General features: G+C 53.1%; 16 protein-coding genes, 1 tRNA gene, 1 other RNA gene and 1 riboswitch. Of the genes, 6 read left to right on the top strand and 12 right to left on the bottom strand.

The features are described from left to right. Window positions 1-14 precede the first annotated feature (14 nt). From BLQ59_RS05180 to larA, 9 genes are all read right to left on the bottom strand, one after another. The gene (locus BLQ59_RS05180; protein WP_074571855.1) at window positions 15-2,813 is read right to left on the bottom strand and encodes a hybrid sensor histidine kinase/response regulator; all 2,799 of its coding nucleotides are present in this window, start codon (window positions 2,811-2,813) and stop codon (window positions 15-17) included. Window positions 2,814-2,833: 20 nt separating this feature from the next. After that, entirely contained in the window at window positions 2,834-5,083 is a 2,250-nt protein-coding gene (locus BLQ59_RS15960; protein WP_256324610.1) for an amino acid carrier protein, read from the bottom strand. Between the two features lie 155 nt (window positions 5,084-5,238). Continuing rightward, window positions 5,239-5,601 carry a dihydroneopterin aldolase gene (gene folB / locus BLQ59_RS05170; protein ID WP_074571853.1) on the bottom strand — a complete coding sequence of 121 codons (363 nt, stop codon included), beginning with the start codon at window positions 5,599-5,601 and terminating at the stop codon, window positions 5,239-5,241. A 252-nt stretch (window positions 5,602-5,853) separates the two neighbouring features. Then, entirely contained in the window at window positions 5,854-6,477 is a 624-nt protein-coding gene (locus BLQ59_RS05165; protein WP_143005294.1) for a C40 family peptidase, read from the bottom strand. A gap of 46 nt (window positions 6,478-6,523) precedes the next feature. Next, a riboswitch (cyclic di-AMP (ydaO/yuaA leader) is annotated at window positions 6,524-6,677 on the bottom strand. 173 nt (window positions 6,678-6,850) lie between these two features. Next, window positions 6,851-7,215: RNase P RNA component class A (gene rnpB / locus BLQ59_RS05160), an RNA gene on the bottom strand. Window positions 7,216-7,292: 77 nt separating this feature from the next. Next, the gene (gene larC, locus BLQ59_RS05155) at window positions 7,293-8,489 is read right to left on the bottom strand and encodes a nickel pincer cofactor biosynthesis protein LarC (RefSeq protein WP_074571851.1); all 1,197 of its coding nucleotides are present in this window, start codon (window positions 8,487-8,489) and stop codon (window positions 7,293-7,295) included. Between the two features lie 3 nt (window positions 8,490-8,492). Continuing rightward, complete coding sequence (larB, locus tag BLQ59_RS05150) at window positions 8,493-9,251, bottom strand: nickel pincer cofactor biosynthesis protein LarB (protein ID WP_074571850.1); 759 nt, start codon at window positions 9,249-9,251, stop codon at window positions 8,493-8,495. Between the two features lie 94 nt (window positions 9,252-9,345). Further along, window positions 9,346-10,068, bottom strand: coding sequence for a D/L-lactic acid transporter LarD (gene larD / locus BLQ59_RS05145; protein ID WP_074571849.1), 723 nt, complete (start codon window positions 10,066-10,068; stop codon window positions 9,346-9,348). A gap of 36 nt (window positions 10,069-10,104) precedes the next feature. After that, complete coding sequence (gene larA / locus BLQ59_RS05140; RefSeq protein WP_074571848.1) at window positions 10,105-11,376, bottom strand: nickel-dependent lactate racemase; 1,272 nt, start codon at window positions 11,374-11,376, stop codon at window positions 10,105-10,107. Between the two features lie 183 nt (window positions 11,377-11,559). On the opposite strand from larA, the gene BLQ59_RS05135 reads away from it, so the two are divergent. After that, entirely contained in the window at window positions 11,560-13,032 is a 1,473-nt protein-coding gene (locus BLQ59_RS05135) for an AcpB/EbpR/MafR family transcriptional regulator (protein WP_074571847.1), read from the top strand. An 81-nt stretch (window positions 13,033-13,113) separates the two neighbouring features. Further along, a tRNA-Gln gene (locus tag BLQ59_RS05130) sits at window positions 13,114-13,189 on the top strand. Between the two features lie 94 nt (window positions 13,190-13,283). Here BLQ59_RS05130 and BLQ59_RS05125 read toward each other — a convergent pair. Next, window positions 13,284-13,901: a DedA family protein gene (locus BLQ59_RS05125; RefSeq protein ID WP_074571846.1), complete on the bottom strand. Its 618-nt coding sequence runs from the start codon at window positions 13,899-13,901 to the stop codon at window positions 13,284-13,286. Window positions 13,902-14,034: 133 nt separating this feature from the next. On the opposite strand from BLQ59_RS05125, the gene BLQ59_RS05120 reads away from it, so the two are divergent. Together BLQ59_RS05120 and BLQ59_RS05115 are read left to right on the top strand one after the other, a co-directional pair. Continuing rightward, window positions 14,035-14,988, top strand: a complete 954-nt coding sequence (locus tag BLQ59_RS05120) for an AEC family transporter (protein WP_074571845.1) — start codon at window positions 14,035-14,037, stop codon at window positions 14,986-14,988. Window positions 14,989-14,998: 10 nt separating this feature from the next. Continuing rightward, complete coding sequence (locus BLQ59_RS05115) at window positions 14,999-16,684, top strand: DUF4127 family protein (RefSeq protein WP_081342467.1); 1,686 nt, start codon at window positions 14,999-15,001, stop codon at window positions 16,682-16,684. Here the strand turns inward: BLQ59_RS05115 and BLQ59_RS05110 are convergent. Both BLQ59_RS05110 and BLQ59_RS05105 read right to left on the bottom strand, forming a co-directional pair. Beyond that, complete coding sequence (locus tag BLQ59_RS05110) at window positions 16,660-17,199, bottom strand: hypothetical protein (RefSeq protein ID WP_074571843.1); 540 nt, start codon at window positions 17,197-17,199, stop codon at window positions 16,660-16,662. The two genes, BLQ59_RS05115 and BLQ59_RS05110, sit on opposite strands and share 25 nt — an antisense overlap. Before the next feature lie 145 nt (window positions 17,200-17,344). Further along, complete coding sequence (locus BLQ59_RS05105; protein ID WP_081342466.1) at window positions 17,345-18,790, bottom strand: helix-turn-helix transcriptional regulator; 1,446 nt, start codon at window positions 18,788-18,790, stop codon at window positions 17,345-17,347. 277 nt (window positions 18,791-19,067) lie between these two features. Between BLQ59_RS05105 and BLQ59_RS05095 the strand changes: the two genes are divergently transcribed. Together BLQ59_RS05095 and BLQ59_RS05090 are read left to right on the top strand one after the other, a co-directional pair. Further along, the gene (locus BLQ59_RS05095) at window positions 19,068-20,150 is read left to right on the top strand and encodes a U32 family peptidase (protein ID WP_081342465.1); all 1,083 of its coding nucleotides are present in this window, start codon (window positions 19,068-19,070) and stop codon (window positions 20,148-20,150) included. A 57-nt stretch (window positions 20,151-20,207) separates the two neighbouring features. After that, complete coding sequence (locus tag BLQ59_RS05090) at window positions 20,208-22,694, top strand: autotransporter outer membrane beta-barrel domain-containing protein (RefSeq protein ID WP_143005290.1); 2,487 nt, start codon at window positions 20,208-20,210, stop codon at window positions 22,692-22,694. The last annotated feature ends 7 nt before the right edge of the window (window positions 22,695-22,701 follow it).

Here is a 22,701-nt window from a genome sequence, read left to right as displayed (position 1 = left end):
TCCACTTAACTCCTTCATTTGTCAAGTGATGACAGGATTGTTTCGTAATCGAAATGATCCGCAGCCTGTTTGAGTTTCTGATAGAGTTTCTCCTCCGTCTCCGGGATTCGATACTCCTCCATCTCAGCGAAAATATCGTCCAGCCGGTCGCTGTCCATTTCTTCCGCCGCTGCCCGCAATTCTTCGTAGACGCTTTCCATCAGCTCCTTATCCGCCTCAGGTTTATCATCTTCCGCCACAGACTGCCCTTTGGCGAAGACTTCCGCCAGCTGAATCTGGAAGCTGCGATAGGTATCCAGGAAAGCTTCATGATGAGCCCGGATATAATCCATATTCCCCGCCTTGCCGGCATTTTCCAGCAGCTGCGCTTCTTCGCCGAAATCCTTGGCGCCGATAATCCTGGCCGAACTCTTGAGTGCATGGACCTTGATGGTATAGTCCTTGAGGTCCCGCTCCGCATAAAAGCCTTCGATAGCTGCCGCCATCTCATCCACGGATTCATAGAAAATCTTGAGCAAGGGCAGATAGGCTTCGAGTGAACCACTGTTTTTGATGCCGAGCTCCAGATTCAGCCATTTTGCACCTTTGAGCGGTGCCAATCTTTCCGGGATTTCCAGATTTTCCTGTGCTGCAGCGTCTTCTGCTCCTGCCTCCCGCAGCTTTTCCGCCGGCAGATAGGTCATCAGCATATCCTCCAACTTGCCTGCATCAATGGGCTTGGTCAGATAGTCGTTGAAACCGGCCTCCATGTACTGCTCCCGCGCGCCAGAAATGGCGTTGGCGGTCAGGCTGATCACAGGCGTCGAAAGATTCGGTCCGCCCACCTGTGCCTTCAATTCATGCAGCGTCTCAATACCATCCTTGCGCGGCATCATATGGTCGAGGAAAATGATATCGTATTTTTTCTCCCGAGCCAGCAACAGGCCTTCATCACCATCATTTGCCGTATCAACCTGCACCTGCGTCTTCTTTATGAGGCTCTTGAACACCGTCAGATTCATCGGATTATCATCCACCATCAGCACCAGTGCCTCCGGAGCTGTGAATTTCTCACGGTATTTCTTGTGCCCTTTCAGCAGTGCCTGATAGGAAGTCTTATAATCACCTAACGGCTCCCACTTGACCACGCGCTGCCGCAGTTTGAAGGAAAATGTAGAGCCAGCGCCGTAAGTGCTTTCCACCTGCAAGGAAGAGCCCATCTTGTCCAGCAGGTTCATCGTGATAGCCATACCGAGCCCGGTACCTTCCACATTGCGGTTACGCTTTTCCTCGATACGCTCGAACTTGGAGAATAGTTTTTCCATATCCTCCGGTTTGATGCCGATACCGGTATCCCTGACCGCCACGCAGAGCAGCACGCTGTCCGGAGCTTCCGGGATACGCTCAAAACCTACGGAAAACGTCACACTGCCCTTTTCGGTGTATTTCACCGCATTTGTCAGGATATTCGTTATGACCTGCTTGACGCGAACCTCATCACCAAAGAGCAGCTTCGGCGTCTCCTGGTCGAAGTCCAGCAGAATATCCAGCCCCTTGGCATCAGCCCGAGTGTGAATCATATTCACCAGATCGTTGAACACCGATGAAAGGTCATAGTCCACGGGGATGATTTCCATCTTCCCCGCTTCAATCTTGGAGAAATCAAGGATATCATTGATAATCCCTAAGAGCGTATTACCCGCTGTCCGGATGTTCTCAGAGTACTCGATGACGTTCGGCTCGCGGCTCTCCCGCAAGATCATCTCGTTCATCCCAAGCACCGCATTGATCGGTGTACGTATCTCGTGGGACATGTTGGACAGGAATGCAGACTTCGCTTCGCTTGCTGCAGCCGCATTCTCAGCTTTGCGGTTGTACTCCTGCGCCAGGCGGTTTTTCTTTTCATAACGCGCCATGAGGAACAGTAGGATGGAAACAACCACAAATGACACGCATAGGGTCAGGAGAAATGTTCTTCTAAGCTGGGCAAAAGTAGCCGTTGTATCAAACACCGACAGGCATATCCAGCTATTTGCCACCGGCATTGTGTAGACGATGTAATCTGCATCGCCATACCGTAACGAAAAATATTTATCATGGGAGGAACGCAGCTTATCGACCAGTGCCCGGCCAAAGGTTCCTTCCTCCATAATATAGCTTTTCCCCACTTCTTTCTTATCCGAGTGGGCAATGACCCGATACTTGCGGTCTATGACAATCTCAATATCCGAATCGTCATTGGCCACCAAATCCTCCGTCATGGCCTGCAGATGTGCCAGCGACATATCCATTGCCGCCACGCTTTTTACATCACAGAGCGACTTGGACAGCGTGAGCATCATGGTATGGGTTTTCGCATCGAGATAGGGGTCTACGACAGCGACCTGCCCGATATTAGCCATTGCATCGATGTACCAGGGGCGTTCCTGCGGAACGAAATCATCACCGGGAACCCAGTTGTCGCCATCAAGCAAAACACCATCCACCACGGCGTATATGGCGGGCGCATTTCCCTCAGAGATATATTCGGCTGCAACGGACTGGCTCACCAGAAAGTCATGCATTTCCTCAGGGGAGCGCCCTTCACGAATCATGTCGTCCAATGTGTAGGACGCCATCCGCATGATGTCAATGCCTGTGGAAAGATATCCATTAATCTGATTCGCCGACTTGGTGGCGATAAGCTCCTGGTTCAAGATGACTTTCTGCTTCATCTCCGACTGCAGCATGGTGTAATAGCTCATGACTACCGCCAGAAAAAACAGCAGGATAATCGTGGTAATATCCACTCTCTTCAGGACAGAATCTGCTTTTTTCTCTTTTTTCGCATCCATTTTATTCCTCCTGACAGAGATTACCGAACGAGCATAATATCACTGCCAAACCACTTTTGGGAGATTTTCCCCAAGGTCCCGTCAGCTCTCATCTCACTGATGATGTTCTGCACCCTGTCTCGCAGCTCTTTGTCATCACGCCTGAATCCCAAGGCCAAATCCTCTTCGCCCAGGATTTCCTGAAGGATAAAATACCGCTCACTGCTGGAACGGATAAAATAAAATGCGGCCAACGAATCCACCAAGCCCGCATCCAGTTTTCCCTCCTTCAACTTCTGGAGAACCACCATATTGTCAGCCAAAAGTACAACCTTAGAGTCCTTATAGATATCCGCTTCCTTCAGGGCATATAATGTTGTGGAGCCCTCCTGCACACCAATCACTTTGCCTTTGATATCGCGCATCCACATAATGCTGCTATCGCCGCGAACCACAAAAACCAAATTATCCTTTACATAGGTTTCCGACAGGCACATATCGGGGATTACCTTGTGGAACACCGACATACCGCAGACGCAGTCTATATTCCTGCCATACAGTTCATCATCCCTGTCTTTCCAAGCGATTGGCCGTGCTACGTACTCCACCCCCAGCCGGGAACAAATCTCGCGGCCCAAATCGATGTCAAATCCGACCATTTCTCCATTTTCGTCGGGATAGCTCATGGGTGGAAAATTGTCATCAAAACCGAAAACAAGCCGTCCGCTGTCCAACACTTTTTGCAGGGAAACATCTTTTTCATGGACAACATTTTGCGAACCGCCCCCATAGGTGATTATGGCTATCGGCAGCAATACCGCACAAACAGACACCAGTAGCAGCTTCCGCAGTTCCTGTGAGCGCGGATTTCTCTCTGGTCTGACACCTTCATTCAACGCATCATAATCCTTGACAATCCGCTTGAGCATCAAGGAAAGAAGCAGCAGGCCTATCAGGTTGGGAACGGCCATGAGCCCGTTGAGCGTATCCGAGATATCCCATACATTGTTCAGGTATTCATTGCCGGAAGCATCAAACAACTGTGCGCCGGAGGCACCAAGGATAATCATGACGATAAACAGCAGTTTCATGACTGGCTTGAATCGCACCCCCAGCAGATATGTCGATGCTGTCTCTGCGTACCAATACCACCCCAATATCGTCGTAACGGCAAAGAGCATCACCCCAATGGAAAGGATGTACTTGCCAGCCTGTCCCAGCGCCATCTCAAATGACTGAAGTGCCAGCTGCCCCCCCGTCAGGTCCGGGTAGTAGGTCATAGCGCCGGTCACCAGGATGGCCAGTCCCGTAACGGTGCAGATGACAAAGGTATCCAGGAACACTTCAAAAATGCCATAAAATCCCGTCTGCACAGGATGAATGCTTTCCGCCGTAGCATAGGCCATAGGGGCAGACCCCATCCCAGCCTCATTGGAAAATACGCCGCGAGCGATCCCCCGCTGAACAGCTTGCATAACGACCCAGCCTGCCACGCCCCCGGCAATAACCGATGTATCCGGGGTAAAAGCCATGCGGAAGGTTTCGGCAATAACCGCAGGAATTTGACCTGCATGCCCCACCAGAATGATGCTGGTGCTCACCAGATAAAAAACAATCATGAAGGGAACAACAATCACCGTCACACGGGAGAGGCTCACGATGCCGCCGATAATGACCATCCCTACCGCCACCGCCATAATGACACCGCTGTTTATCGGGTCTATATTCCAGCCCATGAACAGCACCTCAGCTGCGGAGTTCGCCTGCACAGCCGCCCCAATCCCCAGGGATCCCACGGACACAAACAGGGCGAACAAGACCGCCAGCAGCTTCCCGATATGCTTCCATGCGCCACCCCACAGCCCCAAGCCATGTTCTAGGATATACATGGGGCCGCCGCGCCAATCGCCATGGGCATCCCTTTGCCGGAAATGCATGGCCAGCGTAACTTCAGCGAACTTGGTACTCATGCCAAAGAAGGCCGAAATGAGCATCCAGACCAATGCTCCCGGCCCCCCCAGATGAAGTGCTGTGGCTACCCCTGCCACGTTGCCCGTACCCACTGTAGCGGCCATAGCCGTAGTCATCGCCGCAAATGATGAAATCGATTTATCCTCTTCGCTTTTTTCCCGGAAGCTGAAGACTTCAGCCACTGCTGGGAAAAAATAGCGGAGCTGAGGGATTCCCAGCAAAAGTGTCAGATAGACGCCTGTCCCCACGAGCAAGGTCAGACCGGGAGCCCCCCAAACAAAGTGATTTATCACCCCGTTGATTTGCATAATTGTATCCATCAAAGCCCCATTCCTCTCTATGACAATCCTAACTGTAGAGATATTCGGCGTCCAAAAGAAAAAAACCTCTAAATTCGCAGTAATTCGACAAGCACATATAAAAAAGGACTGTTGCAGCCCAATGATATGCAACAGCCCCTTGTTACCATATGCAATTACTTTTGATGGCGAACCACTTCTACCTCAACGTAATCCATCGGACCGGAAATCGGTACCGAGGGTTTGCGGATGCGGGCCATAGCCGTCTTGAAATGCGGGTATTTCGCCAGCAGCTTATCACCGATAGCTGCGGACAAAGTGCCCAGCATGGTATAGCGTTTGTTTTCCGTGATATCCCGGACAATGTCATAGACAGCAGCCGTATCAACACCATCTTTGAGCTCATCCGTCTCTACCAGCTTATCGTCCTGTGTTTCGATTTCCACATCAATGTAGAATTTCTGCCCCTGCTCGCGTTCGTATTCGTAAACACCGTGGAAACCATAGAACATCATGTTGAGAATTCTCACTTTTGCCATTGTGGTCACTCCTATCACATATAATCCAGCTTTGCCTGTAGATTGATTACAGGGTTTTCTACATGTGTATTTCGCTAAACCACGACAAATTCCTGCCACTATAATAAATTTTACCGATCAGTCACTGAACATTTCTTCCCAGCAGGCATAGGCACAAGTCAGAAAGATCAGCCCGGCTAAAAAAAGATCCCCCATACCCTTTCCTCCTCATAGAAAAATAGGAGAGGCCCAGCCTCTCCTTTAAAACGCCCATTACATCACCCGGCGGGCACCAACATAGCAATTGCTCCAATAAGAGCTGTCCAAAGACGCTACGCTGACACCACGGCTGGAGGACGCATGAATGAATTGACGATCGCCAAGATAAATGCCTACATGAGACACGCCCGGGCAATACGTCGAAAAGAATACTAAATCCCCTGGCATCATTTCACCGACCGGCGAACCTACCTCGTACTGCACATCAGCCGTGCGCGGCAGATGTACGCCAGCATGGGCAAACACGTACTGTACATAGCCGGAGCAGTCAAAACCGCTGGGACTGGTACCACCGAACACATAAGGTACACCAAGATACTGCATGGATTCGGAAATGATCGTACGGTTGATGTAATTGCCACCGTGGGAAACCACCGGCATGGATTTGCCTAAGAGCGCCGTATAAGTCGACGAACCTACCTGCCCATCTGCAGCCATCCCATGGGAAGACTGAAATGCCTTTACTGCTTCAGCAGTTGCCGGACCGAAGTCTCCATCTGCTGATACGTCATAACCAAGACGGACCAATTGTCCCTGTATCTCGGCTACAGCTGTGCCCTGGTCCCCCACGCGGAATGCAGACGCACTACACACGGAAAACATGGACATAAGGATCATGGACAGCGCAAATACACGCTTTGTTGCTTTTTTAAACAAAAAAGCCAACTCCTCTCTCTGTTCGCTTACGAGGTTAGCTGCCGGGCTCGGGTAGAGAAGACCACCCGCTTCATTACTTGTACCGTGAACCGGTACAATCTGACGTTCGCCCCAAAAACCTGGTTCCCCCGCTCCTGGGCTGGATTCAGCTTGATCTTATGTTGTTTTTTTCACCCATTTATAGATATACGACAAAAATCGCCGTAATCCTGCAAATATTTTTTTACAACACGAAATCCTGTATAACTCTAAACAATTTTCAGTTTCTTTTCAGAATTCATGCTGACATGAAAAGTGGCTGTCATTACGACAGCCAACCTATTCTCAATTAAGTTGAATAAGCAATCAATAAGCCGAGTTTTGTTCCGGCCACTTATGTGGCGGCGACAATCATTTATCTAGGCACGGCAGTTGCCTGCCGGCTCAAGCGACTCAACCCGGAAGGTTCCGCGGGCCGCATCATCCCTTCCCTATTTGGTCTTGCTCCGTGTGGGGTTTACCCAAGCCGGCCAGTCACCTGACCGCTGGTGCGCTCTTACCGCACCTTTCCACCCTTACCAGCCGAAACTGGCGGTCTAAATCTCTATGGCACTATCCCTAAGGTCACCCTCGCTGGACGTTATCCAGCACACTGCCCTGTGGAGCCCGGACTTTCCTCATCTGGTGTCAAGCACCAGCCGCGATTGTCTTGACAACTTATTTCAACATCCGTGATTATAGCACATTTAGTAGGTATTTGTCAAATCAGGTGCTAAAATAAACTTGCAATACGAAATTCAGCCAATGATGTCATTGAACGCCCGGATTGCCTCCTGCTGGACGATTTTCAGCGGAATACGCTGTTCCTCTGCCAACTTACGGCAATCCTCGTATTCCGGCGACACGCTGCAAAGGCTGCCTTCCCAAGCACTGACCTTGCAATTCACCAGACCGTATTTCGTCTCCACCTTTGCCAAATGACGAGCAGCCTCCAAGCGTTCCCCCACCGGCATGACGCGCAAGCCAATGCTCGTGGTCTCGGCAAAGATGATGCCGGCACAAACCTGCTTTTTCTCTTCCTCCATCAGCACGGACAACATCTGCGCCGGCCGATTCTTCTTCATGAAGATGGGGGTAGTCCAGACATCCAAAGCGCCGGCATTCAGGAGCCGTTCATAGAGATAGCCATAGATCTGCGGATTCATATCGTCGATATTGGCTTCCAGGATGACCAGCCTGCTTTCCGTGACGCCATTGTACTCACCCAGATAGAGCCGCAATACATTGGGCATACTCAGCTCATGACTGCCAGCGCCGTAGCCGATGCCGGCAGCCGTAAAGCCCTTGGGCAGGCCTTCGCTGTATGTGCCCAAAGCCTTGACAATCCCGGCACCTGTGGGCGTGACCAGCTCCTTCTTCTCCATGCCCGGCTCCGTCTGCCAGCCCAGCAAAAGTTCTGCCACCGCAGGAGCCGGTACCGGCATCAGTCCATGCGCACACTGCACAAAGCCGCTGCCCGTAACGAGCTTGGAGACAAAGACCTTTTCGATTTCCAGATAGTCGAGGCAGATGGCCGCGCCCACGATATCCACGATGGAGTCCACAGCACCGACCTCATGGAAGGCCACCTCATCCACAGGCTTGCCATGGACCTTGGCTTCCGCTTGGGCAATTTCCATAAAGATGGCCAAAGCCTGCTGCTTCACCGCCATGGAAAGAGCTGCATGCTCCAAAAGCTCCCGGATATCCTTCAGCGTGCGATGTACATGGTGATGATGGCCGTGATGCTCTGCGGCCGTCAGCTTCACATCCACGTACAGGGCATGAATGCCCTTCTGATTGGCTTCACTGACCTCCAGCCGGAATTCATCCGCCATGGGCAGCTTCTGCAGTTCCTTTTCGAGATACCCCAATGGTACACCGGCCTGCAGCATCGCGCCCAAAAACATATTGCCGCTGATGCCGGCAAAACAATCCAAATATATCGCTTTCATACGTCACCTCAGTTTGTTGATCTTGCTGGCCAGCGCACCTGCACCAAAGCCATTGTCGATATTGACCACGGATACACCCATGGCGCAGCTGTTGAGCATGGACAAGAGTGCCGCCACGCCCTGAAAGGATGCCCCATAGCCCACGCTGGTCGGCACGGCAATGACCGGTTTATTGGTCAAGCCGCCCACCACGCTGGCCAGCGCACCTTCCATGCCGGCAATCACGATGATCACATTGGCCGCCTTGATTTCCGGCAGATGGGCAAAGAGCCGATGGATGCCCGCCACACCGCAGTCATAGCAGGTATGTACGCTGTTGCCAAAGAGATAGGCGGTAAGCCTTGCCTCCTCGGCCACAGGCACATCACTGGTGCCGGCGGTCATGATCAGGATATTATGCGTTTCATCCCGCATGATACGCTTGTCCCGGTCCAGATAAACGGCTCTCGCCATTTCATCGAACTGTGCCTCCGGCACCTTTTCGAGCACCTTTTCATAATGCTCCCGCGTGGCTCTGGTGGCCAGCAGATTACCCTCGCTATGTGCATAGAGCGAGGCAAATATATCCCGCACCTGTTCCGGCGTCTTGCCTGCGGCATAGATGACTTCGGGCATGCCCTGCCGCAATTCCCGATGGTGGTCAATCTCAGCAAAGCGCATCTCCTCAAAGGGCATTTCTGCCAGCTTGTCCAGTGCCTCGCCCTCAGGCAAACTTCCCGCTTTATAAGCCTGCAGGATGCTGACTATATCTTCACGTTTCATCCGTCCACCTCATTTTCTCATTTCCTTACATTATAACAAACTTCGCCAAAGGAAGAAAATATCCTTTGGCGAAGTAAATGGCAAACAAGCGAAATCAGATATTGAAGAACGCCCGCATGAAGATGGCCGCTGCCGCACCGCCCACGAACGGGGCGATGCCCGGTACGAGGATACCGTACTGCCAGTCGTTGTCGGCCTTGTTCTCAATGGGCAGCACCGCATGAGCAATGCGAGGGCCCATATCGCGGGCCAGGTTCATGGCAAACCCAGTCGTACCGCCCATGCCCATGCCGACAGCCCAGACCAGCAGGCCGATGGCAATCGGAGCCAGCACCGCTTCCGGGCCCTTGCAGGCATTCAGGATACCCAGGATACCGGCGATGAACACGAAAGTTGCGAAGAACTCGCAGAAGAAATTACGGGGCAGGTTGCGGATGCCCGGCGTCGTGGAGAAGATATTGCGAATACGTACCGGATCGATCTTGCCCACAGAAGCCTTGAAGTGATCGGCGTAACAGAACCACATGATCACGGCACCGAAGAAGCCGCCAGCCAGTTCCACGAGGGAGATTGGCACCACCATACTCCAGGGGATATTGCCCAGCACGGCCTGTGCTACAACCATAGCAGGGTTGATGCAGACATCACCGAAGAGATACAGGGAAACGGTGATACCGAAAGACCATGTCGTGATGGCAAAAATATGGCCCGTGCCATTGTATTTGGTATTGACCAGCGTATCATCACAGTGCACGCCGATACCGAAGATAATCATCAGGGCCGTGCCCATGAATTCTGCTAACATTTGATGTTCCATGAAATACTAAACTCCCATCTTTCCTTATATCTGTTCTTAACCTACGATTACGGCCAGACCGTCGGGGATAACGGCCACCTTGGCATCTTTGCCTTCATACGCGTAAGCCTTGGCCAGCGCTTCATCAAAGCTCTTGGCCAGTTCCATATGCATGTCCGTGATGAGGTTTGGCTGCACCAGATCTGACACCATGATCACCCGGTGATGAGCCAGGATACGCGCGAGAATCTGAGAAGTCCACTGGTCGGGAATGGTCTCCAGTCTCGGCGTAGCGATGGCCTTGTCCAAGAATTCCTGCGGCGTTTTGGCATCGGCCAGATTATGGTAGAAACCTTCGCCGCCATGACCGTCTGCACAACCTGCTACCATGATGATAGTGCCGCCTTCCTTGTTGGCTGCTTCCGCAGCCGTCATGCCCTTGACGGCCTGATAGATGTTCTGGTCGAGGGGATAGCCGCCATTGGTGGAAACCGTGATATCGGCCTGCACCTTCTGCACATGCGCAAGATCTGCCACGAACTCACAGCCCTTTTCATGCGCGCGTTCCAGCTCGCCGGCAAAGGAGCCGATGATTTCCTTGTCCTCATTGAGCACGACGTTGAGGATGAACTTGAGGCCAGCCGTGCGGGCCGCATAGACCATATCCCGATGGATTGGGTTGTCCAGCAGGTTGCCTGTGCGGGCATGGTGGTCATTGATGAACTCACCGCAGTGGTTGGCCATGATGGTCTTATAGGAAGCCACGCCTGGCAGCACAGCCTTGCGGCCGCCCGAGAAACCTGCAAAGAAATGGGACTCGATAAAGCCTTCGGCAATCAAAAGATCCGCTTCCACTGCCGTGCGGTTCACGATGCAGGCACCGCCACTGGGCAGGGTACCAATCTTGACCATGGAGGAATCATCCGTGGATACATGCATCACGATGTTCTCATTCTTGACGATTTCCTCACCGTACTTGTTCACCAGTTCCTCATGGGTGGAGGGACGATGGAATCCCGTGGCGATCAGGATGCTGATGTTGGCATCCGGTTCCACGGAACGGATGCGGCGCAACAGTATCGGCATCGTGATATGGGACGGCACCGGCCGCGTATGGTCTGAACTGATGATCGTGATGTTCTTCTTGCCTTTCACCAGTTCCTCAAGGTGCGGGGAACCGATGGGATTGTCCAGGGACGCTTCCACGAGTTCCTGCTGTCCCTTGTCTGCCTTGTAGCTGGCAGCCTTGGATTCCAGCACAGCCAGGACATTCTTGTCCTCTACTTCAGCCGTCATCACACCTTTGTCATAGGGCAGAGAAAATTTCATTTTCCAAAACCTCTCTTTTCAAATTCATATATTTCCATTACAATAGGGAGTAACTTTTTCTGTTCCCGCTTGCACGCATATAAGCTTAACACAGCAAGCCATCATATTTTCATCAATACTTGCCACAATATACGGCAAATATTGCAAATGGAAATCACTCCCCGATAAGAAAGAAGGACTCCCATGCTCCCAATCCTGGACAAGAACTTCCAAAAAGAATATGCCCTGCTGAGCCTGCTGGATTCTGACGAGCGCTATTTCTCCTGTCAGGAACTGGCTGACAAACTGGGGTTATCCGAGCGTACCATCTACAAATACCTACAGAACCTCACCGGGCAGCTCAAGCACTATCCCGCTGAAGAACTGGCCATCGAGCGTAGCACCGCATTGGGCATCCGCCTGCAGCGTGCTCCCTGGCTCAGCATCCACAGCGTCTATACCAGTCTGGCCCGCCAGTCCCTGACCTATGATTTCTTCCATAGCCTGTTTCTCGAAACCACAGATACCACGACGGCATTCTGCCTGGCCCATTTCATCAGTTCCGCCTCCCTTTACCGGGCGCTTTCGCCCATGCGGGAAACGCTCGCGGCTTTTTCCCTGACACTGGACGCCGCCGATATGCGCCTTGACGGTGGGGAAATGCAGATCCGCTATTTCTACAACAACTTCTACCTGCAGATCTACCGCGGCTATGCCTGGCCCTTTCCTTCCATCTCCCGCCAGCTCGTGATGAATGCGATTGATGATATCTCAGGCGCTTTGGATGCCCCCATGTCCATCAGCGACCGCAAGCATTTCTCCTACTGGCTGGCAGTCATCGCCCATCGGCTGAGCCTGCGCCACTGTCTGACCACGCCGCTGCCCGCGGAACTCGGACTGGACAACGAGGCCTACCATACGGCCCTGCCTGCCATCCAGCGCTTCTTCCAGCGCCTGCATCTGCCGGCCAGTCCTGCTGAATGCCAGTTCATCTTTTATCTGCTGCACGCCTTTCCCTTCGGCATGAACGTGCAGCAGCGACTCTTTGCCGCCGCCCGCGACGTGCGCGGCTTTGACTGCCTGCCGCTGACGGCTACCGACCACTTTCTGGCGGTCTTTGCCCGTTATTTTCCCCAGTGGATGGGCATGGGCTCGCCGAGCTTCCGCCTGAAACTCCATCGCCTGCATTTTCACGGGGCCCTGCTCAGCGGCAGTTCGGACCTATTGGAACGCTATCCCTTCCTCAAGAGCTATCGCCAGAACTTCCCGGCCTTTGCCCAGCGCATGGACAAGCTCTTTGCCTCGCTTGCTCCGCACTCCTGCGGACGCTGTTTTGCCGATGAGCGTTACCTGCTCCCCCACTACATCCTGCTCTGCAGCCAGTATTTCGACCTGGCTGCCGGCGAGCCCCTGATCCGGCTGGCCCTGCTCACCGACTACGGTCCCATCTACGAGGAGAAAATAAAAAAGGAAATCCTCTCCCGCTTCGGAGACGATTTCCATCTGCAATTCGTAACACCGCAGGGAACCTGCAGCCATTATGATATCCTGATCACCAACCTGCCGGTAAAGATCGTGACCGCGGGGCATCTGACCTTGTCCATCCATACCGCCTTCAACCAGCGGGAATGGAACCTGCTGGCCCAGCTTTTGCGCCGCAGACAGGCTCAAATATAAAGCTGTAAATTTTTTTGCAAAAAAGTGTTGACAAACAGGCCAGACATCCGTATAATATATTTCTGTTGACAGACGTCACACAGGGGTATCGCCAAGTTGGTAAGGCACGGGTCTCTGAATCCCGCATGCGTTGGTTCGAGTCCAGCTACCCCTGCCATATGAAACTTCAAGGAGTCGCATCGCGGCTCCTTTTTTGCGTTTTCTCATAAAACAAGAATAAAAAATCGCTGGCTGCAAAAGCCAGCGATTTTTTATTCCAGCACTTGTTTCTGCTGCTTGCGCTTGCGATAGCGCAGGTACATTACGGCAATCACCACGGCACAGATAGCCACGAAGATGAGGCTGGCCTGATGACCGATGGCCAGCATGACTTCCCAGCTCTTGCCCAGCACCATGCCGGCAAAGAGGATCAGTGCCGTCCAAGGCAGCGAACCCAGGAAGGTCAGCGACAGGAATTTCTTCATATCCACATGGGCAAAGCCTGCGGGCAGGGAAATAAAGGTGCGCACCACCGGCAGCATGCGGCTGAAGAACACGGCCTTGAGGCCATATTTATCAAACCAGTTCTGGGCGATATCCACATGGGATTTCTTGACGAAGAAATAATGCCCATATTTATCCACGAAGGTGCGGCCGCCATAATGGCCTACCGCATAAGCAAAGATGGAGCCGGCCATGCCGCCCACCATACCGGCGATAAGCGCCCCCGTGAACGTCATCTGGTCGGCGAAGATCAGATAACCGGCAAAGCCCAGAATCAGCTCACTGGGAATGGGAATGCAGGCGTTCTCCGCTGCCATCAGGATGGCCACTGCTACATATCCCCAGGAAGCGATGAAATCCAAAAAAATCGTTGAAAAATGTTCCATTACAATCTCCTTTCTCGTATCTTGGGCTATTATAACACTACCACTAAGCCTCAGGCAATGTTTTGTTTACACCATCCGGGAAAAATGTTAGGATAAGTATAATATTTCCTATTTACATGAAGGAGTGAAAATTTTGGACGGTGCTTCCCTGCGTATCCTCTATGTGCTGACTGACCTGATCTGCCCTTTGGTGGTGGGCTATTTCATGCACCACCGGCACTGGGTGTCCGATAACATCATCAACAAGGTCATCCGCTTCAATGTCATCTGCGTCTACACCACCCTGTCGCTTTTGAGCTTCTGGGTGCTTCCCCTATCCTGGAACTTGCTGCTTGTGCCATTATTTGGCGCTGCCCTGGTGCTCCTGCCCGGAGCTATCGGCTGGCTGTTCTTTGCCAGCCACATGGAAAACCTCCTGGACCGCGGGGCCTTCATCGCGAGCGCCATGCTGGCCAATCTCGGAACCCTGGGCGGCGTCTGTGCCTTCATCCTCTACAATGAGCAGGGCTATGCCTATGCCCAGCTGATTGGCACGACACAGAACATCCTGCTCTGCATCGTGGTCTTCCCCATGGCTCAGTATTTTTACCTCAAGCATACGGCCTCCCTGCGCAAATCCAGTCCCGGCCATAATTTCCGGGAAATGTTCTTCTCCATCAACCAGCTGAGCCTGCTGGGCATGGCTGCCGGCCTGATCCTCAACGCGGGCGGCGTCCAGCGCCCGCCTGAACTCGGCGAGATCTTCCAGAGCCTTGTGCATATCGGCGCCTGGATTGCCATGCTGCCCGTGGGCTTCCTGATCGACTTCCGGCAGGTGCGCCGCTATGCCGGGAATATCCAGACCTTGACCATCCTGCGTTTTGTCATCACGCCGCTGATCTTCAATGCCGTCACCTATTTTTTCGTCAGCGATTCCCTGCTGCGCGGCACGCTGATGGTCCTGACCTTCTGCCCCACGGCCATCAATGCCGTGCTGGCCTGCAAGCTCTACAAGCTCAATGTGGACCTTTGCGTTTCCTCCTTCGTCATCACCACCGCGGCATTCCTGCTGGTAATCTTCCCGCTGTTGTTTTTCTGCCTGCATTGAGGTTTGCATCGTGAAGCGAATATATATATTGCTGGGACTCATGCTCTGCCTCGCCTTTGCGTGCTGGCATACCTTTCTGCATCCGGCTGCGCCTGCCGGCATCAATATCCAGCCCAACGCGCCGTCCCAAAACCTCCTGCTCGTGCCGCTGGATGGCCGCCCTCCCTGCCGCCAGTTCGTGATTGACGCCGGCACCATCGCGGGGTATGCCATCCATACACCGCCATCAGAACTACAGGACTATTACTCGGCCCCCGGAGATACCGCCGGTATGCGCCAGTGGCTGCAGGAAAATTTACCTGAGCAGGAAGCGGCCATTATCTCCATCGACCAGCTGCTCTACGGAGGCCTGCTGGCCGCCCGCGAAAAAGAAGCCACACCTGCCCAGCAGGATGAACTCATCGCCTTCCTGCGGCAGCTCCATGCCCAAAATCCGGATAAGCCGCTGCTGGCCTTCAGCATCCTGCCCCGGCAAACGCCGCAGGATACCATCGACGGCTATCAGGAGAAAAAAGACCTGCTGGCCTATTCCCGTCTCAAGGGGCGGCAGGCCGCCGGCCTTGCGGTTGACGAAACGGAGCTTGCGCGGCTCGAAGCGGCCATCAGCCCGGAGAACATGCAGAAATATCTGCAGCACTTCGCCGAAAACGAAGCCCTGAACCGCAAGCTTATCGCGCTAGTCAAAGAAGGCGTCCTGACGAGATTGGTCTTGGGGCAGGACGACGGTGAGGAATACAGCATCCCCAATATCGAAAAATCACACCTTTGGGCTTTTATGCAGCAGGAAGGACTGCCCGAAGAAAAGGCGGTCATCACTCACGGCGCCGATGAGATTGCCCTGACCATGCTGGCTGCCTATCAGAACGAAAGAACCGGCTATCGGCCGCAGGTCTATATCGCCTATAATCATCCAACGACACGCGAAACCATCATGCCCTATATGGCAATCGACATGGCCGCTACGGCTCGCGAGAAGATTGCCCTGCTCGGTGGTCAGGAAGCAGTCTCTGCTGACGAAGCAGATCTTATCCTCTATCTCTCCACCAACGACTATGAAAAAGACACCGTAAGCCTTCGCAGCCAGAACGTGCAGGAGCTCCGAGATTATCTCGACCAGTCCAGGAAACTGGCCCTCGTGGACCTTTCCAAACACTTCACGGCGCAGGAAACCATCCTGCCGCTGCTGCTCGAAAACGATTTCCCCATAAACTCCCTGACGGCCTATGCCGGCTGGAATACGGCCAGCAACGCCATCGGCACGGCAGCCGCCTCAGCCAGTCTCTATCTGAGCGCACAAAAAAATGCCCCGAGCCAAAAAGAGGCTTTGGGCATCGTCGCCAGCAATATCCGTTTCTTGCAGAACCGGATCCTAGAGGATTACTTCTATCTCAAGGAAGACATCGATACGGTCAATCACACGCTCAAAAAAGCCGGCTACCGCAATACCGCAGACCTGGACCTCGAGCATAACTGGCGCTGGGCCAATGCCATGCTGCAAGCCAGCATGCAGAAACATCTGGCCGCCTATAAGCAGAGCCAGTCCTTGAAAAAGCCGGTACAGCTGCATACAGAACAGGGGGCTTTCACCATCTTTGTCGATGATCTGACCATGGAACTCAGTTACCCCTGGCCCAGGACCTTCGAGATCTATTTAGAAACCACGCCCTATATCTACCAATCACCGCCATCGTCGTAGGAATCTCCACCCCAGTCCGAGCTGTCATAATCACTGTCATAGCCGCCGTCGCAGTCATCATCATAACTGTCATAGCTATCGTAATCATCGCTGTCATCGTCATCACTGTCATAATCATAATCGCGGGCATAGTCTTCATCCTCGTCATAGTCCTCGCGATTCAGTTCATCATAGTCATAATAATCATTGTAGGTATTGTAGTTATTTGTGGTCTGATGAGCTTCTGCCCGATGCTCATTCGTGAGCAGATGACCGAGCACTGCCCCGGCCACCATGCCGCCAGCCACATTGCGCAGGGTATGGCTTTCCGGTCTGGCCTGCGGGCGCTCAGAAGGATAACGGCCTCCCGCTTGTATTCCCTGCGCAGGATTCTTTTCCGCCCTCATCTGTGTATCTGCTGTCAGCCCTTTAGCAGTTCTTGCCTGCTCCGGCTGCGAATACTTTGGATTACCCTGCGGGCGAAACAGCAGCCAGCCGATAAAGATTCCTGCCCCCACTAACATGATCGTTCCCATGATAAAGCCCCCTGTATTTTTCTTCTAAATTATATTACTTCGCCTCCCAAAGCCATAATCCTGCTACGCAAAGCAAAAGGGGCTATCGCATGAAGACAAAAACATTCATGCGATAGCCCCTTTAGTCTGTTATTCCCTTTGTAATTTACTTTCCCTGCTTTTCGTACAGCAGCAGGAGCAATTCCTTTTGCGAAGTGGTGCCAGTTTTGCGCAGCAGGCCGGTAATGTGAAACTTGACCGTTCGCTGGCTGATGAAAAGCGCTTCGCTGATTTCGGCAATGTTTTGGCCAGAAAGAATGCAATCCAGCACCTCGGTCTCTCGCTGGGTCAGTCCGTAGCGGGTGCAGTAATCCGGGGCAGGTAACGGGAGTGTCACCTCCGCTGCGGCGGAACCAAGGTTAAAACGCAGGGCACCGCTGTAGAGAACAATGACCAGACACCCGGCAATGGCTAATATATACAACAAAGTAAAGAATAGTTTGTCCGCATCCAGTATAAAAGCGCCGAAAACAGTGGCTACGCTGACGGTAAACATCTGCGTGGAACGACCGATTACGGCCCAGGGTTTCAGCGATGGCTTGTGGGCGGCAAGGTCTACAAAGGCTAGAATGATGAACAGGGTAAAGAAGCCATTCATGAAATCGCCAAAATAATGGAGTGGGTAATATAAAACCTGTTCTTGTCCGATCCAGATATCCAAAATGTCCTGTGCTTTGGCAAACAGTGCGGCCAAGGGCAAATACAGCCGGTTGCGGTCGGCAAAATAACCGGCGGCGATGGAACCTGCGCCATAGGACAGACGAGAGAGTCCAAACAAATCATTAAAATTGTGATAAGCGTCCATATACAGGTCCCCAATGCCATGGAGCAGGGACAGCAGGACGACAATCAAAAGCGTCATGGGTACGGACCAGCGGAAATCGGATATATCGACACGGGGAGGCGTTTGTTCCGCAGGTTGTTCAGCCGCCGGCGTTTCCCTTGAGGCAGGTTGTTTCAGGCATTGGGGCAATAGCATTGCCAGACCGCCCATGCACAACACCGAGGCAGTCAGAAAGCCGATCAACGAAGCGTCAAAAGCAGCATGGAAACCAGACTGCAACAGCAGAGAAAAGGCGGTCGAAAAACCGAAGAAGCGACCGGTCACGTCCGGCGCCACGTGCAGGGAAATCAGATGGAAAATCAGCGCAAACACGCCCCCTGAAAGTGCCATAAAGAAGGCAAGCAGCAACAGGCGAGAGCCAGCTGCCACGAATGGGAACGCCATTACGGAAAGCATGATCGTCGCCAACACCGGAAGCAGATACCGCTGCCAGTATGGAGGCCTGAGCCCGTAGCACAAGGTGCCGGAGAAAACCGCCAACATCATGCAAAGATCCGGTAACATTTCCGTACCGGGGATAATGGACGAGAAAAAATTTTGTGGCCAGTCGATGCCGGCAAAATGAAGTGCCATGTACACCGTGGTGGCCCAGAAAAAGTACAACGCATTGGCCACGAACAAGGAAACGGTGCATCTATCTGCGCCGACAGCTTTTTGTAAGATAATGGAACGCAATATCGGCGATAAAGATGTAGGAGTCATGTTCATCAAATCCTTTTATATTCAAATTATCAATCAACAAATTGGCAATTCGAATGAAAAAATAAAATGAAAATAATTTCTTGTTAAGGATAACAATCGCACATAAATATTATAAGCAAAAAATTCTGTATCGGCAATAAGAAAGCAATGATCAGCAGATATAATTGCAATACTGTACGCGGGTACAGGTCGATTTTCCCCTTCTCCCCTGCTTACACGGCAAAACTGTACGAAAGGGCAAAAGGAAATTTTCCTGTCGTCATTGAATAGCGGAGTATATAAAATGGAAAAGGGGGACGTTGTCATGAACCCGGACTGTCGAATCTACTCCGTTCCATATAACGGCGTTGATCCCGAATGGTTCCTGCAGGAGGTGGAGAAACGCAAAAAACACATCGACCACGTCTATTGCGAGCTGCCGTTCAAAGAGATGATCTCTCACGTGAGATTCGCCTTTGATGATAGAAAATCGTCGGGAGAAAATCCTGCCAATGTGGACGCGATGCGCGCTCTTTACCTGAAAAACTGCTTCGAGTTCCTGCGGCTTTCCAAGGGCAAGGTGCGCCGTATCTGTCCCGTCAACGCCATGTGTTATCCCTTCGCCACCGACGACGAAGTTAAGAATTTCGTCGTCACACTGGCGCGGGCGGCAAACGAGCTTCAGATCGAAGGATTTATCCTTTCCGACTATCGGGTGGCGGCGCTCTTGCACGCGCTCTTGCCGGAGGCGGAGATACACACCTCGTGCAACGCCTACCAGTGGAACCTGCGGCAAATGGAAATCTGGCAGAAGAAATGCGGCGTCGCTGTGTTCAACCCGCCGCGGGAAATCCTGCGCACGCCGACGAGGCTGAAAGAGATGCACGACGCGGGCTTCAAGCTGAAATGCCTGGTAAACGAGGCTTGCCTGATGGGATGCCCGAATTCCTTCAATCATAATTTGTCGATTGCCATGGGGCGGCGTCCGGTGCTCCTGAGCTGCTGTCAAAACGGCATCGCGGACCTGTTCCGCGCCAATTGGATCTTGCCTCGCTGGCAGAAGCACTACGACGACGTTGTGGACATTTACAAAATCGCGGGACGAAACGCTGCGGGCGATTACCCGTTCAAGACCATCGACGCGTATCTTGCGGAGGATGACAGCCTGCCGCTGGCGGAGCTGATGATCTCCGGTACGTTAATGTTCGCTTCGTACATGCTGCCTGGGGAAATCCTGCGAAAAATAACCATCAACAAAGTACCGGACAAGCTCTTGACCTGCGAGTGCAGGGAGTGCGAGCGCTGCGGCCTTTGCGAAAAGATCCTGTCGGAGCTGATCCCGAAGGAATATCGGGAATCGTTCCGGTTCAAGGTCAAGGTGACATAGTATCAGGTATCATCAAAAATCTACTATAAACGGCTAGAGCCAAGGGAGGCAGAAAGTATGACAAAGTTGGGCAAGAAGCATCAAAAACAGTTGGCAAAGCTCGTCACTACGGCACTGATATGCGCGGGAGGAGGACTGTTTAGCCCGCCGTCTGTAGCGTCGGCGGAGGAGGTTACGGTTACGGGTGTAGGAGGTTCTTCGGGGGCGTATACTGTCACTTCCATACCGGACGGGGCCATGCAACAGATATTATCTATAACACCTCCTGGTAATCCTACGAATTGGTTTTACGCTCCCACTGCCGACGTCTTGAATATTACAGGCGCTATCAGTGCAAATAATATACGTTTTTATGGTGGCTACAATCGCAATCCGGGCACATGTGTTAGCGGGAAAACGGTCAATATCAATGGGACAACTATTTTCGTTAATGGCATTTGTGGAGGAGTGAATGAATCGGGCAATGTTGAAGGGAACACAGTCAATGTTGCATCTGGAACAATCACAATATCTAGTATTGAAGGTGGATTGGTAGACAAACTCACATTAGACAGTGCCTCAGGCAGTGCCTTAGGTAATCATGTGAACATCACCGGCGGAACGATAAATCCTGGCGGATATGGTGGTATTATATATGGCGGGAATGGTGCCCTTTACGGAGATGCTGAAAATAATACCGTAACTATCAGTGGTGGCGAGATAAATGCTAGCGATATACGTGGCGGCTCTACGGCAGGCAGTGGAAAAAAAGCAAACGGAAATGTTGTAACCATCCACGGCGGCACTGTCAACGGGCCGTCGACCGCCAGCGTCATCTTCGGCGGCTGCGCTAGCAGTATATTGGGGGCTAACGGCAACGAAGCCAGCGGTAACACCGTCACCATCGACGGCGGCACTGTCAACGTCAAGCGCATCTACGGCGGCTCCGCCGGCAGAATTACGTCGGTTGTCGACACCGAAGCCAGCGGCAACACCGTCACCATCGAAAAGGACGCGACGCTTGGCAGTGATACGTGCATTTTGGGCGGCTATGCGGCGAGTGGTTGGGGCTATCAAACACCGGGCACTACTAACAACAATACAGTCAATATCCTGAAAGCCATTACCGTTAAGCAAATCGTGGGCGGCTCGAATGCGACGGCGGGAACGGGCAATGCGCTGAACATCAGTGCGATAGGCGTGACGGTCGGAGACTGCGGCGTTACGGGGTTCCAGAACATGAACTTCTTCCTGCCGGACGGCGCGGCGGGCAAGACGATGCTGACGGTCAACGAGAAAGATGAGTATGAGAACGGCGTGGCCACCGACCTGACGGGCGTAACCATTGGCGCGGCGGTGCAGGCGGGCGCGAATTTCAACAAAGGCGACACCGTGAACCTGATTACGAACCCCAGCGGCCTGACCACAGACGGGACAACAACCCTGAAGCAGATCACGGACGAGACGGTAACCATTCAGACGAAACCGACGGCAAAGACACTGACGACGGACCAGTCCTATAAACTGGAAGTTTCCCAGAAGGACGCGAACACGATCATTGCCACAATTACAGACAAGGAAGAAGAACAGAACGGCGATCGCGCAAAGTCCCTCGTCGAGACGCGCGCGGCGACTACGACCTTTGTGAACGCGGGTGCCGATATGCTCGCTTCGCAGGGCTTCACGCAAGCGGCGAACGCCGTCGCCCTCAAAGCGGCGGAGAACGCGAAAAACGGCGCGCCAGGTGCGCAGAACGCTGGCGGCTTCACCCCCTTTGCCGCGTTTGGCGGGTCATCTATGCGGGCAGAAAGTGGCTCCTATGTCGATACAAAAGGTTTCGGGCTGAATGTTGGCTTCGCCCGCGAACTTCCCAACTCGCAGGGCAAGCTGCTCTTCGGCCCTGTCGTTGAATACGGAGGCGGCAACTATGACAGCCACCTCAACGACGGCACCCGGGGAGACGGCAAGGCACACTACTTCGGCGTCGGCGTCATGGCACGGCAGGTCAATCATGACGGCTTCTATTATGAAGGCAGCCTTCGCGGCGGCCGCGTAACCTCGGACTACAAGGGAGACCTCGACAGTATCGGCAGGGTGAACTACGACAGTTCGTCCAACTATTTCGCGGCGCATCTCGGTGTAGGCAAAGCCTTCGACCTTGGCAAAGGCAACACCCTCGACGGCTACTTCAAATATTTCTACAGCCATCAGACTGGAGACGACACTACCATCCACATCGCGGGCATGGCCGACGAGCGCGGGCACTTCGACGCGGTGGACAGCCATCGCATCCGCATCGGAGCAAGGCTCACCCACAAGGTCAACGAGCGGAATAGCTTTTACGGGGGCCTTGCCTATCAGTACGAGTTCAACGGCGATGCCCGTGCGACCTTCAGCGGCAACGGAGTTCCTAGTCCGAGCCTCAAAGGCAGCAGCGGACTCCTCGAACTGGGGTGGCAGGTAAAGCCGGGCGAAGGCCCGCTGAAGCTCGACCTCGGCGTGACGGGCTGGGCCGGAAAACAGCGTGGCGGCAACGTGCAGCTTGGCGCGACCTGGACGTTCTGACATGTAA

The organism is Pseudoselenomonas ruminantium (assembly GCF_900104055.1).
Classification (GTDB): Bacteria; Bacillota; Negativicutes; order Selenomonadales; family Selenomonadaceae; genus Selenomonas_A; species Selenomonas_A ruminantium_C.
The sequence above is the reverse complement of the archived record's forward strand: the minus strand, read 5'-3'. Positions and strand labels throughout refer to the sequence as shown.